17 protein-coding genes and 1 pseudogene are annotated in these 15692 nt (G+C 68.8%); 15 read left to right on the plus strand and 3 right to left on the minus strand.

The genetic code is table 11. From position 1 onward, the window contains the following. Positions 1 to 470: 470 nt before the first annotated feature. From F8568_RS40235 to F8568_RS40295, 13 genes are all read left to right on the plus strand, one after another. A complete protein-coding gene (locus F8568_RS40235; RefSeq protein ID WP_151599054.1) occupies positions 471 to 1268 on the plus strand; it encodes a sigma-70 family RNA polymerase sigma factor in 798 nt (265 codons plus the stop codon). Between the two features lie 551 nt (positions 1269 to 1819). Next, complete coding sequence (locus F8568_RS40240; RefSeq protein WP_151599056.1) at positions 1820 to 2086, plus strand: hypothetical protein; 267 nt, start codon at positions 1820 to 1822, stop codon at positions 2084 to 2086. A 2-nt stretch (positions 2087 to 2088) separates the two neighbouring features. Then, entirely contained in the window at positions 2089 to 2862 is a 774-nt protein-coding gene (locus F8568_RS40245) for a hypothetical protein (protein WP_151599058.1), read from the plus strand. 107 nt (positions 2863 to 2969) lie between these two features. After that, positions 2970 to 3560 carry an SAF domain-containing protein gene (locus F8568_RS40250; protein ID WP_151599060.1) on the plus strand — a complete coding sequence of 197 codons (591 nt, stop codon included), beginning with the start codon at positions 2970 to 2972 and terminating at the stop codon, positions 3558 to 3560. A 2-nt stretch (positions 3561 to 3562) separates the two neighbouring features. Further along, on the plus strand, positions 3563 to 4384 hold the full coding sequence (locus tag F8568_RS40255) for a hypothetical protein (RefSeq protein WP_151599061.1): 822 nt from the start codon (positions 3563 to 3565) through the stop codon (positions 4382 to 4384). 62 nt (positions 4385 to 4446) lie between these two features. After that, positions 4447 to 5733: a CpaF family protein gene (locus F8568_RS40260; RefSeq protein WP_160573931.1), complete on the plus strand. Its 1287-nt coding sequence runs from the start codon at positions 4447 to 4449 to the stop codon at positions 5731 to 5733. Continuing rightward, positions 5730 to 6608 carry a type II secretion system F family protein gene (locus F8568_RS40265; protein WP_160573932.1) on the plus strand — a complete coding sequence of 293 codons (879 nt, stop codon included), beginning with the start codon at positions 5730 to 5732 and terminating at the stop codon, positions 6606 to 6608. The genes F8568_RS40260 and F8568_RS40265 overlap by 4 nt, the downstream gene beginning before the upstream one ends. Then, positions 6605 to 7495: a hypothetical protein gene (locus F8568_RS40270; protein WP_151599067.1), complete on the plus strand. Its 891-nt coding sequence runs from the start codon at positions 6605 to 6607 to the stop codon at positions 7493 to 7495. Before F8568_RS40265 ends, F8568_RS40270 begins: the two co-directional genes overlap by 4 nt. A 36-nt stretch (positions 7496 to 7531) precedes the next feature. After that, positions 7532 to 7756, plus strand: a complete 225-nt coding sequence (locus F8568_RS40275) for a hypothetical protein (RefSeq protein ID WP_151599069.1) — start codon at positions 7532 to 7534, stop codon at positions 7754 to 7756. Next, on the plus strand, positions 7753 to 8148 hold the full coding sequence (locus F8568_RS40280) for a TadE family protein (RefSeq protein ID WP_151599071.1): 396 nt from the start codon (positions 7753 to 7755) through the stop codon (positions 8146 to 8148). Before F8568_RS40275 ends, F8568_RS40280 begins: the two co-directional genes overlap by 4 nt. Before the next feature lie 59 nt (positions 8149 to 8207). Beyond that, on the plus strand, positions 8208 to 8603 hold the full coding sequence (locus tag F8568_RS40285; protein WP_160573933.1) for a TadE/TadG family type IV pilus assembly protein: 396 nt from the start codon (positions 8208 to 8210) through the stop codon (positions 8601 to 8603). Between the two features lie 8 nt (positions 8604 to 8611). Continuing rightward, positions 8612 to 9076 carry a pilus assembly protein TadG-related protein gene (locus tag F8568_RS40290; protein ID WP_160573934.1) on the plus strand — a complete coding sequence of 155 codons (465 nt, stop codon included), beginning with the start codon at positions 8612 to 8614 and terminating at the stop codon, positions 9074 to 9076. After that, a complete protein-coding gene (locus tag F8568_RS40295; protein WP_151599077.1) occupies positions 9073 to 11751 on the plus strand; it encodes a BTAD domain-containing putative transcriptional regulator in 2679 nt (892 codons plus the stop codon). Before F8568_RS40290 ends, F8568_RS40295 begins: the two co-directional genes overlap by 4 nt. Positions 11752 to 11765: 14 nt before the next feature. Here F8568_RS40295 and F8568_RS40300 read toward each other — a convergent pair whose 3' ends face one another. Beyond that, complete coding sequence (locus F8568_RS40300; protein WP_151599080.1) at positions 11766 to 11987, minus strand: hypothetical protein; 222 nt, start codon at positions 11985 to 11987, stop codon at positions 11766 to 11768. Positions 11988 to 12427: 440 nt separating this feature from the next. Between F8568_RS40300 and F8568_RS51300 the strand changes: the two are divergent. Continuing rightward, a pseudogene (locus F8568_RS51300) lies at positions 12428 to 12508 on the plus strand (DUF2510 domain-containing protein); the annotation flags it as partial. Between the two features lie 255 nt (positions 12509 to 12763). Beyond that, on the plus strand, positions 12764 to 13633 hold the full coding sequence (locus F8568_RS40305) for a hypothetical protein (protein ID WP_236009962.1): 870 nt from the start codon (positions 12764 to 12766) through the stop codon (positions 13631 to 13633). A gap of 281 nt (positions 13634 to 13914) precedes the next feature. Here F8568_RS40305 and F8568_RS40310 read toward each other — a convergent pair whose 3' ends face one another. Beyond that, positions 13915 to 14352 (minus strand): hypothetical protein, encoded by a 438-nt coding sequence (locus tag F8568_RS40310; RefSeq protein ID WP_151599082.1) that lies wholly within the window; start codon positions 14350 to 14352, stop codon positions 13915 to 13917. Then, positions 14336 to 15691 (minus strand): hypothetical protein, encoded by a 1356-nt coding sequence (locus F8568_RS40315; RefSeq protein ID WP_151599084.1) that lies wholly within the window; start codon positions 15689 to 15691, stop codon positions 14336 to 14338. Before F8568_RS40315 ends, F8568_RS40310 begins: the two co-directional genes overlap by 17 nt. Position 15692: the final 1 nt, after the last annotated feature.

Here is a 15692-nt window from a genome sequence, read left to right on the forward strand (position 1 = left end):
CATCCACTGGCAGAACTGGCGAGACCGGCACCGAGCACGAGCCCGCTGGCACCACCAACGAACCCGCCTCCGCCGACCACTCGAACACGCATACCCGCAGCTCACCTAACGAAATGCGGCTGCCGTAGTAGCGACACCCGCCAGAGACAGATCAATAATGCGGATGAATCGCCCGTGACGCGGGCCCGCGTCGACGCGGCAAGAGCGACATATTGCCCACCGACGAAAGCTTGACCCGACGATCTCGGCTGAACGAAGAGCCAGGTCGCCCGGCTTTCGCACGCTCACCTCGGCTTTGCCTGCGCCCACCGGACGATGTCGCTCGACACATATTCGCAGGTCAGCGCGTTTTGGAACGCATCCAGCGACGCTTCAGCGACACCGCGTCCGTCCCAGAAGTGTCGCTGAGGTGTTCCCGCCGTGGCCCATACCTGCTGGCAACAGTTCGCAGCGACCAGCAGGAGACCACCATGACCACCCGGCAGACCGCCGAAGCCACCATCGCCAGCTCCGGCGCCATCGCGTCCCAGCCGACCCGCCACGACGCGGTCAACGCCCTCGACGTCGCCGAGCACTCCTTCCAGCAGCTGACCTCAGGTCCGACGCCGCTCGCGATCGACGGCCGCTCCATAGGGCATGGTCTTCCCACCCGCTCTATCAACCTGCGCGAACTTCGCACGCTGCTGCTGCAGCGGGGCGACTGCGGTGACCTCAAGGACGCGGCCTGGAGGGAGCTGGTGCGGCGAGCCCGTACCGGCGATCCCGCCTGGGTGGTGGGCTGCCTCGGCGTGGCCATGCCAGGGCTGAGGAACATCGCCGCCCGGGTCGTTCGCAGCACCCCGAGCCGTCACGTGGACGACGTCGTCTCGGAGCTGGTCGCCGAGTTCATCACGCAACTGGCCAGGGTCGACATCGACCGCCGGGGCATCGCCGTGCGCCTGCTGGCCTGGGCTCGCAAGAGCGCACTGCGCGCCCGGGGGCGCGAGATGCGGCAGGAGGCCTGCGACCTGCCGCAGGTCGCCGCCCCAGCGACGAGGTCGGACGTCGATCCGGCGGACCTCCTCGACAGCGCCGCACGATTGCAGATCATCAGCTGGGATGCCGCCGAGCTGATCAGAGCGACCCGCCTGAACGGTGGTGCGCTGTCGGAGATCGCCCAGCGTCGCAGCGTATCGGCGAACCAGATGTACAAGCAGCGGAGGGTGGCGGAGGCCAGGCTCGTCGCCGCTATCCGCGACGGCCGGGTCCACGCGGGCGCCGGCACGTGAGCCGTCCGAAGCATCGCTCACCCGGACGCACACATTCAGCAAACCGCCGAAATGAGTTCATTTCAGCTCGCAAGCGACAAAGGGAATGCAACTCGAAGAGCCTTGGCCTCGCCTGTACAAGGATTTGCCCTTGCGGCAATGTGAAGGCGAAGCGCACTATCCGGTTCGCGTCTACCATCGCACCGCACCCACGACTTGTCGCTGGTAGAAGCGCTCAACCGGCTCGACCTCCCGGATCTGCCGATCAAGAAAGTGGACACAACGTGAACAGAGATCGACAGCGCTCAGATGGGCGACCACCGCACCTCTCCGGCGCTATGGCAGGCGCCATTGGATTGGCCCTGCTTCTCTCCGGGTGTGCCGACCAGGGCGCGAATGCGGTCCTCCCCACCACCAGCCGCACGGCAACTCCGTCGCCACACTCCGCAAGCGATGAGGTCACCAATTCGTACACGAGCCTCGTGGCCGTGCTGGATCATGCGGACTCCCTTCCCGCGGATTCACGTCGACGGGAATTGTCGGCGCGCCTGGCCGATCCGCAACTGTCACGCGTGCTCGATCGCATCGAGCAGATGCACGCCAAGCACCTCGCGTCGTACGGGACGTCCGTCGTCCATGTCAGCAACGTCCGCGTCGATGGAGCGAACGCGATCCTCCGTGACTGCCAGGACTCCAGCAACGCCGGACTCATGAACACCGTCACGCACAAGAAGGTGAACCGCGGCCTCAAGGAGGAAGGCATCAAGGCGTACCTGTCCAAGGGCGGCGACGGGGTGTGGCGGGTGACCAAGATGGTCTCGCTCGGCAAGGGCTGCTGAGGATGGGCGTCACCCCACTTCTCGTCCTCGCGGGCGGCGCGGCAACCGCTCATGCGGTCGCCGCCGCGCCGGCACCGCAGGACCCGCTGCCTCCGGTCGCCAACAAGCAGGGCTACCTGTACGGCGCGCAGGCCGACGGCAGCACCGTGGACCCGTCGCCTGCCGCGCCCGAGGGCAAGAGCCGGCCCATCGAGAAGTCCGACGACATCGGGCCGCATGACTGCCGGACGCTCAGCGGCAACGTGCAGGTCTGCACCCCGGCACACCCGAACGGCAAGACGCCGAGGATCTCACCGGGCGAGCTGGCGCTCACCCGGTGGGCACAGCTGCCGATCCCGGCGCCCGTGGTCCGGACGGCGCCGCCGCGCCGCTCCGAGGGGCTGGTCGGTCTTCCGGAGTGGTTCTGGGTGACCAACTGGAAGCCGCTGAACGGGCGCGCCGCTGCGCGAGGAGTGTGGGTGCGGGTGACGGCCCGGCCGCAGAGCATGACGATCGATCCCGGTTACGGCGAGCGGGCCGTCGGCTGCCCCGGCCCTGGGACGCCCTACGACAAGTCGCGACCGGCGAGCTCGCAGCACACCCCGTGTTCCTACACCTTCTCTCATTCCTCGCTGCGGCAGCCGGGCCATGCCTACCGGGTGCGGGTGACCGTGGTGTGGAGCGGAACCTGGGTCGGCTCGGACGGCTCCAGCGGGGTTCTGCCACCGGCGAGCCGATCGACGACCTTCCGCCTCCGAGTAGCCGAGGCCCAAGCCCTCTACGGAAAAGGAACGTGATGACAGCGCTCGGGAAGAGGACCCGCCGCGATACCGGGTCGGCGAAGCCGGCGGCGTCCTTCAAGCCGCTACCAAGGCAGAGGCGCCCCGCCTGGATGGTGGGTGGCGTGGCGCTGGCCGTGATCGCGACGGTGGTGAACGTGGGCGTGTACCGCGCGTCCGATCAGCGGGTCGCGGTGGTGCGGCTGGCGCGGGACGTCCCCTCCGGGCATCAGCTGGTGCGGAGCGACCTGGACGTGACGCGCGCCGCGGTGGACGCGACGGTGCCGACGGTCCCCGAACGCCAGTTGCCACAGGTCGTGGGGAAACGCACGGCGAAGAGCCTGAGCAAGGGCACGCTGCTGGCGGGGTCGCAGCTCACCGCGCAGGCCGTCCCTGGGAAAGGCCAGGCGCTGGTGACCGTGCCGCTGAAGGCCGGTTCGATGCCGCTCGGCCTGACGCCGGGCTGGCGGGTCCAGGCCGTGTTCACCACCGGCGCGCAGGACCGGAGCACCGACGACGGCGCACCGCTTGGAAGCGATCGCTCATCGGCCGACGAGCCGGGAAACGTGCAGGCCGTGGTCGAGGAGGTCGGCGCCGCCAATGCCGAGGGCACGGTTCCGGTGCAGTTGCTGGTGGCCGACTCGGACGCGATGACGGTCGCGCGGAAAGCGGCGGACGGCCTCGTCGTGCTCATCGTGACGGAAAGGCTGGGCTGACCATGGCGCTGTACTGCCTGCTGTCGCCGGGCGGCTCACCCGGGGTGACGACGACCGCGCTCGGGCTGGCACTGACATGGACGGACCGGGTGCTGCTGGCCGAATGCGACCCGATGGGGCGCCGCGTGCTCCCCGGGTTCATGGCCGATCGGCTCAACGGCCCGGTCGGCCCCGGCCTCCTCGGGCTGGCGATGACCGCGCCGGCCGTCGGGCACGGGCCGCTCCCGCTGGAGGAGTACACGCTGCCGATACTCGATGACGGCCGCGTGGCGCTGTTGCATGGGCTGCGGGACGCCCGGCACGCGCGCCATCTCGCCGGGCTCTGGAGTCCGCTCGCGGAAACCCTGCTGGCCCGCGAGGGCGATGTACTCGCGGACCTGGGACGCATGGGCGGCCAGGACACCCCGGTCGAGCTTCTGCGGCACGCGGATGCCGTGGTCATGGTCCTCAAGCCGACGCTGGTGCATGTCGATGCCGCCGGGGCACGGCTGAACGCCCTGAAAGAGGTGGTGAGCGAGCAGGCCCAGGTCGGCTTGTGCCTGATCGAGGACGGCGGCCACAACCGGGGGTACGGCGCGGGCGAGGTCGAGCGGGCCTTGGGGGTGCCGGTGCTGACCGTGCTCCCGTGGTCGTCGGCGGACGCGTCCGTGCTGTCGGACGGAGCGCCTTCGCGCCGGCTGTTCATGGCCTCGCTGCTGATGCAGTCGCTGGGGCGACTCGGACGCCGGATGCGCAAGACGGTCGGTAGACCGTCCGTGTCGAGCATCAACGAAGAATGCCTCGTCGAGGCACCCGCCGTGCCCGCACCGGCGGGGCGCTCGTGACCGCCACGGGATGGACGGCCGCTGGTCCTCCTCCGAGTGCGACCAGTACCGATGCCGGCGAAGTGAACGTTTGGGCGGCGGCACGCCACGTATCGACTCAACTGGCGGACGCGCTCGCCGACGACTCGGACCGGGCACGAGCCTGGCAACTGATTGACGCGCAAGTCCAAGCATGGGCTCGCGAGCAACTCGCATCCGGAAGCCCTGTCTCCGCCGGTCTGGAGCGGCAGGTAGCGCGGCTGGTCTTCGACCGCCGGTTCGGCCTCGGCCCGCTGCAGCCGTACCTGGAACGGTCCGACGTGGAGAACATCGTCGTCAACGGCTGCCGCCAGACCTGGATCACCTACACTGACGGCTCGAAGAAGCCGGGTCCACCGGTCGCCGAGACCGACGACGACCTCATCGAGTGGGTGCAGCTGCTGGCCCGGCGTGGCAACACCGGGCGTGAGTTCTCACACGCGTCACCACTGCTGGACGTCGCCCTCGCCGACGGCGTCCGCCTCGCGGTGGTGGGCTGGGTGTCGCGCCATCCGCACCTGGCCATCCGCGTGCACCGCCTGGTGGACATCACGCTCCCGCAGCTCACCCGGCTCGGCACACTGACCGAGCCACTGGAGCAGTTCCTCCGCGCCGCGATCAGGGCGCGCCGCAACATCATCGTGTGCGGCGAGGTCAACACCGGCAAGACCACCCTGATCCGCGGCCTGGCCAACGAGATCCCGCCGGACGAGCGGATCATCAGCTTGGAGAGCGACTTCGAGCTGTTCCTCGACGACCCGCGCCTGGCGCACCGCCACCACGACGTGGTCGCCATGGAGGCTCGCCGGGCCAACGCCGAGGACGCGGGCGAAGTGCGGCTCCAGGACCTCGTGCCAGCGTGCCTGCGGCTGAACCCCGACCGGGTGATCGTAGGCGAGGCCCGGCACGGTGAGTTGGCGCCGATGCTGGAGGTGATGTACTCCGGGGCGCGCGGCTCGATGTGCACCCTTCACGTGCACCGCCCGGAACACGTCTTCAGCCGCGTCGTCCAGTTGGGTCGCCGCGCCGACCTCGGCCTGGCCGCCGACGACCTGCACCTGATGTTCGGACTCGCCCAGCCCCTCGTCGTCCACCTCGAACGCGATCCGGCCGACAACGCGCGGTACGTCTCGCAGGTGATGGAGGTCGGCCCGCCCGCGGACGCGACCGAACCGACCCGCAACCTCATCTTCACCCCCGGACCCGATGGGCGCGCCACCCCGTCGGGCGGGCACATCAGCGCCGAACTGCTGGACGAACTGGTCGGGCACGGCTTCGATCCGGCCCTCTTGGCCCCGGAAGAAGCCATCGCGGGCGGAGGATGGACATGATGTCGGTGCTGGCCGGGCTCGCGGGCCTCTGCACCGCCGCAGCCGTCCTCGTGTTCGTCGCCGGAGCCCGCGGGATCGAATTCGGGAGCCGGACCGCCCGGCCACCATCCCGGCTGCGAGCCGCGATGCGTTCGGCAGCATCACCGGGTCGGCGGAATCGGCTGCTGGGCGGGCTGACGGCCGGGGTGATGGTGGTGATCGCAACCGGCTGGCCGGTCGCCGCGCTGGCCGTCGCTGCCGGCGTGTACGCAGTGCCGCCGATGCTTTCGGGACGGCCGCCACAGCGCCGGATCGCGCGGCTGGAAGCGCTGGCGCAATGGTCGCGACGGCTGGCCGAGATGATGGGCGCCAGCCGCGGTTTGGAGCAGGCGCTGGCCGACAGCGCCCGCGTCGCACCCGAGGCGATCCGCGCGCCGGTCACCGTGCTGGCCGGACGGCTGAACAACCACGCCAGCACCGAGCAGGCGCTCCGGGCGTTCGCCGACGAACTCGACGACCCGATCGGCGACCTGATCGCCTGCGCACTGATCCTGGCCGCCCGCCGCCGCGGCCGCGGAACCCGCGAGGCGCTGAACCTGCTGGCCGACGCCGTCGAGCAGGAGGTCCTTGTCCGCCGGGACGTCGAGGCCGAACGGGCCGGACTGCGGACCACCCTCCTCGTCATCGTGGGATCCGTTACCGCGCTCAGCGCTCTGTTCGCCGCGTCCCAGACCCTGGCCGCCCCTTACGGGACACCACTGGGGCAGACAGTGCTGGCCGTGGTCGCCGCCCTGTATGCGGGCGGGCTCTGGTGGATGCGACGGATCGCCGTCCTGTCCACCGGCGCCCGCTTCGTCCACACGCCCGCTGTCTCTGGGAAGGAAGCGCATCCATGACCGCCCTCGTCGCTCTCGCCGGCTGCCTCACCGCCATCGGCGTCGTGCTGTTCGCGCGAGGGTTCCAGCCCGCGCCGCCGCGCCTGGACGCCGCACTCGCCCGCCTCCAGGCAGCCGCGCTTCCTCCTGTCCCGGCCGAAACCGTGAGCAGGCGCGATCGGCTGGGCCAATGGCTCGTCGCGAAAGTCGCGCGTCCGGCCGGGCCGCTCGCGGTTCCACGAGCCGATCTGAGGTTGCTGGAGCTGCCCGTCGAACGATTCATGCTGGACAAGCTCGCGCTCTTCCTCACCGGCCTGGCCGCCCCTCCTCTGCTGACGGGCATGATCGCCCTGGCTGGAGGCTCACTGCCATGGACCCTGCCGACGCTCGGCTCGCTGGTTCTCGCATCGGTTCTGGCGTTCGTACCGGACTGGAACGTGCGCGCCCAGGCACGGCAGCGACGCCGCGATTTTCGCTACGCCTTCACCTCCTACCTCCAGCTCGTCGTCCTGGAACGCGAAGCCGGCGCCGCCCTCAACGCCGCGCTGGAGGAACCAGCGAAGATCACCGGAGGGTGGCCCTTCCTGCGCGTCCACCAGGCGCTGACCCGGGCCCGGAGCGCCCAGCAGCAGCCCTGGCGCGCACTCGCCGAGCTCGGTGAGGAGATCGGTGTCCGCGACCTGATCGACCTGGCCCACACCGCCGAGATCGCCGGAACCGAGGGCGCCAAGATGCACGACGTCCTCGTCGCCAAGATCGCGTCGATGCGGCACGAGGCGTCCGCCGACGCACGCGCCGAGGCCAACTCCCGCACCACCGCCATGTGGGTGCCGACCAGCCTGCTCATGCTCGGCTTCGTGATCCTCGTCGGCTTCCCGTTCTTCTCCAAACTCCTGGCGTCCGGCTGAGCGGCCGGGCTCCCACACACGACGCATCGGGGGACCATGAACACACTCAACGCCGCGGCGATCCGCATCGCGGTCGCCGTACACGAGCGAGGCCGACGACTCGCCGCCAACCTGCGCGACCGAGGCGACCGCGGGTCCGGAGTGGTCGAGACGATCATCATCGTCGCGGGCTTCGCCGGGCTGGCCTTCGTCGTCTACATGGCCGTGTCCAGCAAGGTGCACGGCTGGATCAACAGGATCCCCGGATCGACTGGCCCATGAGAATCCGCACATCCGGCGAGCGCCCCGGCGACACGGGGTCTGCGACCGTCGCGGTCGCCATCACCTTCCCAGCTGTGGGGCTTCTGTTCCTGGCCCTCGCCCAAGCGGTCATGGTCTCCGTCGCCCGCGACGTCGCCCAGGCCGCCGCCGAAGAGGGCCTGCGCGCCGCCCGCGCCAAAGAGGGCTCAACTTCGCGGGGACTTACCGCCGCACAGTCCTTCGCCCACCACGAACCCGTCCTGCAGGCACCCGCCGTCTCCGTGTCCGGGACGAACACCATTGCGGTACGAGTGACCGGACGCGCCCCGTCACTTCTGCCGGGCGTCCACATCACCGTCCGGCGCACTGCCCGCGGCGTTCGAGAACGCTTCACCACCGAAGGCCCCGCATGACGAGGCAGGCCCGTCGGCGGCTCCGGCGACAGCTCCGGTCGAGCGACGCCGGGAACGCGGTGGTCGAGACCGCGATCCTCGCGCCGGTGTTCATCGTCTTCCTGGCCGGGCTCCTGGTCGCGATGCGGATCCAGCACGGCAGCTCCATCGTCGCCCAAGCCGCCGCCGATGCGGCACGCCAGGCGTCCATCGCCCGCACCAGCGCCCAAGCCCAAGCCGCCGCCACCTCCAGCGCCATGGCCACCCTGCACGACCGCGGTCTGCACTGCACACCGACCGTCCACCTCGATCTGGCCGGGTTCACGCGCGAGGTAGGGCAGGATGCGACGGTCGCGGCGCGGGTGACCTGCGTCATCCGGCTCTCCGACGTGGCCCTTCCCGGACTGCCGGGATCGCGAACGGTCACCAAGTCACACCGATCACCCATCGATCCCTATCGAAACAGCACCCGATGACGCCCGATATGACGGCGATCGACCTTCGCCGACGAACAGACCGCCACGCACTCAAGCGCCGCACGGACGAGGGCAGCGTCAGCGTCTTCGCCGTCATCATCACCCTGGTCGTAGTCGTGTTCTTCGGCGCGGTCGTGGACTTCGAGCAGGTTCTCGAAGCCAGGCAGGACGCCGGCACCGCCGCTCAGGAAGCCGCCCGCGCCGGCGCAGGCCACGTCGACCTCGAGCACGCTTACGCCGGCGGCCGGTTCATCGTCGACCAGGCGACCGCGCTACGCGCCGCCCGGGAGTACCTGCGAACAGGCGGCTACACCGGCACCGCCTCGCCGGTCGGCGCCCGCGCCATCCGCGTTCAGGTCTCCATCACCCGCCGCGCCCTCTTCCTCAATGTGATCGGCCTGGCCACCCTGCGCGCCGATGCGACCGCAACCGCCGACCTCACCACCGGAATAGAAGGACCCAGCCGGACATGACCTCACACAGCCGCGCCGTCCGCATATGCCGTGGGCTTGCCGCCCTCCTCACCCTCGGGACACTGGTGATCGGTGCCCCGATCGTCATGTACATGCTCGAGGGCTCCCCCATCCCGGACCGGATACCGGACTGGGAGACGGTGTCGGCGTTCCTGATGCGTCCCGACACCGACGGCCAAGCATTCCTCGCCACCCTTGACGTCATCGGCTGGGCGGCATGGCTGGTGTTCACCGCCATCATCCTCACTGAGGCGCTCGCTTGCCTCGCCGGATTCACCGCGTCGCTGCCCCGCCCCGTCCAGCCCGTCCAGCGTCTCGTCCGGGACATGGTCGCCTCGATCACCTTGGCCTTCGGCACCGCCGCGGTGCTCGCCAACCCCGCTTCGGCTTCCGTTCACACCACCTCCGGCACGGCGGCCACCGCCCCGCACAATCCCGAGGACGCCTTCTCGGCGTCGCCTGCCCGTCACGACCCGGACTACCAAGGCGCGCAACTCCAGGTCGTTGAACGGGGCGACACCCTCTGGGACATCGCCCGCCGCACCTACGGCTCCGGCGCCCAGTACCCCAAGATCTTCAAAGCCAGCCGCACCATCGACCAGCCCGACGGCCTGCCGCCTCTCACAGACCCCGACGAACTGCACCCCGGCCAGCGGATCCGCCTTCCACATATTCACAGGCACGGAACCGCTCGCCATGCTCCCCAGCCCAGCGCTCCCCACAAAGCGACGTCGGCTCCTCACCATGCGCCCGGACATGACCACCGCGGACCGGCCGCCGCGGAGCAGTACACCGACCCCCGAAACGACGCTTCCGAGCCGGCCACGCCCCCGCACGCATCATCCGTCCCGAAACAGCCGCCCCACTCCCCCGACGGAACCCCGACCCCACACCCCCATGAGAGCAACAAGGGCACGGCGCCCGGTAACGCCCCGTCCGCCTTCACACTGCCAACCGGCTCGCGGATCGGCCTGGGTCTGGCCGCCGCGGTCAGTGTCGCGCTGGCGACCGGACGCATCCACCGGCGACGCCGCGCCCGAGCCGGCGCGGACGTCGAAGCCGTGACCACGGCCGAACCACCGCCGCCGGACGCCGTCGCCAAGGCACACAGAGCAAACCTGGACACCTACGCCGACCGCAACCAGCCGGTCCCGACCGACGCCGAACTCGTCATCACCGACCGAGACACCGAACCGCCCGACTCACTCATCCTCGGAACCCGCGACGGCCGCCCCACCGCCCTGTCGCTCCATGGCCTCAACCTCGGAGTTTGCGGTGACGGTGCCGTCCCCTTCGCCCGCGCACTCGTCACCGAACTCCTCGCCAAGGCCCACCGCGACCGCGCCGAACTCGTCATCACACAACCCGATGCCGAGACCCTCTACCCGCACCTCACCGGCGAGCTCCCGGGGCTGACCATCACGCCTACGCTCGACGACGCCGCCTTCCGCCTCGAGGCCGAGTTCGTCCACCGCTCTCGCCTCATGGAAGCGGCCAACCAGCCCGACCTGACCGCCCTGCGCCTCCACGACCCGGCCGAGCCCCTGCCCACCCTGCTCCTTGTCACCTCGGTAACCGACGAGACCAAGCAGACGCTGGAACTGATCATCCGGCTGGGACGCCGCTACGGAATCGGCAGCCTGATCCTCGGAACCGGGCCGGCCGACGCGACCAACATCCGCCTCGCCGCCGGCGGAACCGTCACCGACGTCGGCGGTCCCTACGCCGACATCCTGACCGGTGCGAGCCTGTTCCATCTCACGGCAGAGGACGCCGTCGGCATGCTCTCCACCATCCGCACCGCTGCCGACGATCCCGCTACAGGGTCCCCGAGCCCTGCACCGCCCGCCACCGAATCCGAATCGGCGGTCATCGAACACACGCTCGCCGAGCCCCCGGCCGCAGCCGACGGCACCACCGGCCACCCCGTCAAGCTGCAACTCCTCGGCTCGATCCGCGTGTCCACCGCCGACGGCCCGATCAGCACTGGCCTGCGGACCAGCGCCCGCGATCTCCTGGCCTACCTCGCCCTCAACCCCAACGGCATCACCCGGGAGCAAGGCACCGCGGCACTCTGGCCCGACCACACCCAGAGCCAAGCCAACGACCTGTTCAAAACCGCGGTCACCACCGCCCGCAGAGCCCTGCGCACCACAACCGGCCTGAAGGAACCCGCGTTCATCAACCGAACCGGCATCCTCTACCGGCTCGACCCCCACCTCTTCGAAGTCGACCTCTGGAACCTCAGCACCGCCATCACCAGAGCCCGCCAAGCCCTCGACGACGCCGACCGCACCCGAGCCGTCCAGTCCATCGTCGACCTCTACACCGCCGATTTCGCCGTCGGCCGCAACTACGAATGGGCCGACAACCACCGCGTCTACCTCCGCCGCACCGTCACCAACACCCTCGCCCGCCTCGCCACAGACCTCCAAGAACAGCACCCCGACGACGCCACCAGCGCCCTCGAACACGCCATCAAACACGACCCGTACTCGGAGTCCGCCTACCGCTCACTCATGACCCTCGACGCCCGCCTCGGCAGGCACGACGCCGTCCAGCGCACCTTCCACCTTCTGGCCACCCGCCTCGCCGACCTCGGTACCGAGCCCACGCCCGAGACCCACCAACTCCTCTCCGACCTCCGAGCCACGCCCCCGCAACAAGCCCCTTGAGGGGAGGGCGCTACCTACGACGTGAGCGGATCCTGCGCGAATTCGGCATGGTGATGGACGACGTCGTCATCGGTCACCTCGAACACGAGGATGCTGAGCAACTCCCGGATTCGCGGGCCGACTCGAAGCGCCGCTGAGACGGCGCGCGAGGGCACGACCACTCCGAAGATCTCCGAGCCATCGAGCACCGCAGGAACTCGCCGGAGCAGTTGACCGTACAGGGTGTCAACGTCCAAACCAGGGGAGGATGTCCGCCCCTTGGCCTCCGCGTACAGCGTCTGGCCGTCACGACTGGCGACGACATCGCAGAACTCTTGTTCTCTCGCGACCGTCCACCCATGGGCCCGGAGGTGCCGACAGAAGGCATCCACGACCCGAGCTTCATCACCCCTCACCGACGACCTCACCCTTTCGGAAGTACCGGTCGAAGAACCGGTGGAGCGTTCGAGCCGAAACCGTCACCAAGCACCATAGACCGGGTCCCAAGATCGCAGCCTCCGGCAGCACTCACCTCGGAAGCAATGTCCGCGACCAACGTCTCCTCGCGCGCGAAGCAGAGTCCTGCCCACCAAGAGCGGCTGCCGGGCTGCCGGGAATCCGTTGACGCCGCCTCTCACCCTGCGAAAGCCTTGCCTTCAATGCTGATCGATGTGAGGGGAACGAAGGGCGACTCCTGGTGAGCGCACCACCGGGCTGGTACCCGGATCCACAGTGGATGGGCCGCGAACGATACTGGGACGGTCAGGGCTGGACCGATCAGTCACGCAAGTGGGAGGGCAAGGCCGGAACCAGCGCAAGTTCGTCGAGCCCCACCCCATCAACGCCCCTGAGAAGCCGAGCCCCGGTGCCCTCCACCAAGGTCTCCAAACCCTCGACGCGAACTCGCGATACCGGCCTGAGTATGCCGAGACCTCTCGCGGCGATTCCTCCGCCAGCACGGGCGAACACGCCAGTCCCAGCGTCCGCGGCCAAGCCGAATCGGCCCGCGCTCGGCGAGCCGGGCAGCAGGGCAATGTCCGTCCTCGTGATGCTGGTGGTGCTGGCGTTGACGCTCGCCAGCGAGGCGACAGTCCTTGTGCCGGCCGCCTACGGCCTGCACCTGATCTGGCCGTTCTTTGGCGCGCTCATACCGTTCGGCGTCTGGTTGGCACTGGCGTTGGTGTTACTCGTACCGGGCTTTCGGCAACTCAACGTGCGCCTTGCCTACGGCGCTCGCGAGCCCCGTCACGAGGAGCAGACACGGCTACAGGAAGCCTGGCTCGGCCTCCTACCGGCCCACCAAGCAGCCGGATTCCACCTGATGGTGTCCGACACGGAGGACCTGAACGTCTGCACCCCGGTCGGGCGCGTCGTTATAGCCAGCGCCAGCTCGGTCCAGTCCCTCCCCCTCGCCCGGCTACAGGCTGTTCTCGCGCACGAGCTCGGCCACCGAACAGGGCTGCTCGCCGCCTCGGCGTTCGTAGATGCGCACCTGCTTCTGCCGAGCCGGGCGCTGTTGTGGGTGTTGCGTGCGCTGTGGTCCCCCGTGAAACCGATGTGGAAACGGGCTGTCGCATGGCACCGCCCCATCGGCTTCCTACTTGTCCTAGTCCTTGTGCTGTGCGGAACCGCCGTCACCTTCATCACGGCGCTGCCCGCCGCCTTGGCGCTTGGCGCCTCGGCGGCCGCTCGGCTGGCGAAGGGCCACACCGACGCTCGCGCGGACGCCTTCGTCGTCCGGCTCGGCCTCGGAGCCGAACTCCTCGCCGCCTTGGAGCACCGGATCGAGAACACCAGCAGGCCCGCCGACTCCGAGCACCATCCTGCACTCCCCCTACACCTTGTCCGGCGCGCCCAACACATCCGCCAACTGATGCAGGCGACGGCTCCGGTCATGTACTAACGACAGGGTGAAGCTGCGGATGGCGGGAGCCACTGACGCACGCGGCCCCGGACGCTGTCCAACCCGTAATGAGAGCCGGCGCGATGCCAACGGAAGGCGTGACGAGCTTCCCTGAGCGCCCCGCAATGAGGTCCTCAGGCGAGAGCCGGTGGCGGCGTCGCTCCAGTACCTCTATTCCGGTCGTCCGAGGCGGACGCTCAGGCCCTAAGTTCCACCACGCACGACCCTTGAGCCACAAACCGGCTGTTTGACTCAGGTATCTGAACGCATGTCCGCCTCGCTCAACGCGCATCTGCCAGCCACTTATCGGCGAGTTCGCGAGCGTCGGCGAGCAACTTGTCCAGCGCCCCATCGGATGGATTCGTACGAAGAACCAGTCCCGTCAACAGGAGCGTGCAGTACTCGCCTCGAGCCTCATCCCCGATGTCGTCGATATTCTCGTCGGTGAATGTGGCCAGGAGCAATCGTTCGGCGATGCGCGGGTCGAAGTCGTCTGTCAACGGGTAATTGGCCCGAAGATCGGCCACGAACGCGATCGCGGCGGATGCATCCTTGTCCTTGAACAACCGGCCGCCGGCCAGGGCGAAGGCTGCGGAGACCAGTGCACCGTAGGCAGGTGCGGCCGCCGGGTCCAGTTGACGGTCGATCTGCTCGAAACGCTCGGTATTGCGGGTGATCAACGCGCGCACCGACTCAACCTGGTCAGCGGTTACCTTCATTGCCTCTCCATTCTCGAATCCTACTCAGAACCCGTCTGCCTGCTTCAGCTCCGACGACGCCCAGCGTGAGCAACGCTGATGCCGTGCTTCCAGCGTCGATACCGGAGTGATGTGGCTCGGCCATCGTGGGGCCATCTACTCTGGTCTCTGCGTGGCCAGTCGGGCGCGTCCCGAAAGCCTGGTCTATAGTTTTACCGATCGCCTTGACTCGGTCATGAATGTCGCTGTAGTTCTTATAAGCCGCTTGCCGGAACTTGTCGTCCCTATCCTGATTCTCGTCGCCTTCCGCCAATGCCTCGCCGGTCGGCAGGTCCCCGAAACGGTCCACCCCGCCGGTCCACTCAGCATCAGAGCTGCGAATAGTCCTATCGAAGGGCTCCTTTTGCCCTTCAGCCTTGCCACGATCCGGGGCGAATGGGTCGATATTGCCCTTGACCGCCCCTTCTTCCAGCTTAGCTGAACCGGAACCACTCTTGCCCGTTTCGAGTGTCCGCTCACTCTCTGCGCCGTTCCCTTGGGTGGCCTCTCGACTTTCTTGCCGGGCGTCGAACTCGTTCGTCGGTTTGTCGGAACCACCCGCTGGTGTCCGCTCAGGTGAGGAGTTGCCCTCCTTTGACTTCACCTGGCTGTGTTCACCATCCCGACTACGATCGGGTTGGGTCGATTCCGACTCGCCGGGCACCTCCTCGTTGACTTCCGGAGGCTTGGAGTTGCCTTCAACCTTCTCTGTCTGCCCACCCGGCACGCGAGTTTCCGGGGAGGGCATCCGGCCCCCGCTGTCGTTTGTCCGCTCAGGTTCTTGTCCGCCATCGGCAGTGGCGCGAGCGGGCTCCTGATCGCCAGATCGTCCCCTGTCCTCCACCTCAGTGGAACGCTTCTGGTCAGCCGTGCTGGTCTCGGCTTCCGGCCGCTGCACGTCCGGCTCGCGGGTTTCAGACTGCGTCGCGGGTCGGTCGTGCTCGCCGCGCGAATCAGAGACGGAGCTGTCCGTTGGTTGGCTACTGCCCTCACTCGTGCGGCCGTCTTTGCGGGGCGCATCCCGCTGCTCGGGGCCTTCCGTCTCTGGCTTGGACGCGGTAGCAGTGTCTCGTTTCTCACCGGCCGACTCCGCAGGCGCCTGTGGTGCTGGCTTGTCCTCGCGCTCGCCACGTTGTTCAGCGCCTGTTTCCCGAGGAGCCTCTCGGGCGGCGGTCGTCGCGGCGCGGCTCTCGGCACGCGAAGGGGCGCCTTCTGCTCCTGGCTTGTCGGGTGGGGGCGATGACGGTCGGTCGGCTGCTTGCGGCTTCTCGACGGTCTCTACGTGGGTGTCGGTGCCGCTGGTGGGGTTGTCGGCGGCCATG

The sequence above is a fragment of the Actinomadura physcomitrii genome (genome assembly GCF_008923205.2).
Taxonomy (GTDB): domain Bacteria; phylum Actinomycetota; class Actinomycetes; order Streptosporangiales; family Streptosporangiaceae; genus Spirillospora; species Spirillospora physcomitrii.

Coding starts and splice junctions, on each gene's coding strand:
- F8568_RS40270 (WP_151599067.1), top strand. CDS start 6,605: ATGACCGCCCTCGTCGCTCTCGCCGGCTGCCTCACCGCCATCGGCGTC.
- F8568_RS40295 (WP_151599077.1), top strand. CDS start 9,073: ATGACCTCACACAGCCGCGCCGTCCGCATATGCCGTGGGCTTGCCGCC.
- F8568_RS40305 (WP_236009962.1), top strand. CDS start 12,764: ATGTCCGTCCTCGTGATGCTGGTGGTGCTGGCGTTGACGCTCGCCAGC.
- F8568_RS40280 (WP_151599071.1), top strand. CDS start 7,753: ATGAGAATCCGCACATCCGGCGAGCGCCCCGGCGACACGGGGTCTGCG.
- F8568_RS40315 (WP_151599084.1), bottom strand. CDS start 15,691: ATGGCCGCCGACAACCCCACCAGCGGCACCGACACCCACGTAGAGACC.
- F8568_RS40265 (WP_160573932.1), top strand. CDS start 5,730: ATGATGTCGGTGCTGGCCGGGCTCGCGGGCCTCTGCACCGCCGCAGCC.
- F8568_RS40290 (WP_160573934.1), top strand. CDS start 8,612: ATGACGGCGATCGACCTTCGCCGACGAACAGACCGCCACGCACTCAAG.
- F8568_RS40310 (WP_151599082.1), bottom strand. CDS start 14,352: ATGAAGGTAACCGCTGACCAGGTTGAGTCGGTGCGCGCGTTGATCACC.
- F8568_RS40275 (WP_151599069.1), top strand. CDS start 7,532: ATGAACACACTCAACGCCGCGGCGATCCGCATCGCGGTCGCCGTACAC.
- F8568_RS40245 (WP_151599058.1), top strand. CDS start 2,089: ATGGGCGTCACCCCACTTCTCGTCCTCGCGGGCGGCGCGGCAACCGCT.
- F8568_RS40255 (WP_151599061.1), top strand. CDS start 3,563: ATGGCGCTGTACTGCCTGCTGTCGCCGGGCGGCTCACCCGGGGTGACG.
- F8568_RS40235 (WP_151599054.1), top strand. CDS start 471: ATGACCACCCGGCAGACCGCCGAAGCCACCATCGCCAGCTCCGGCGCC.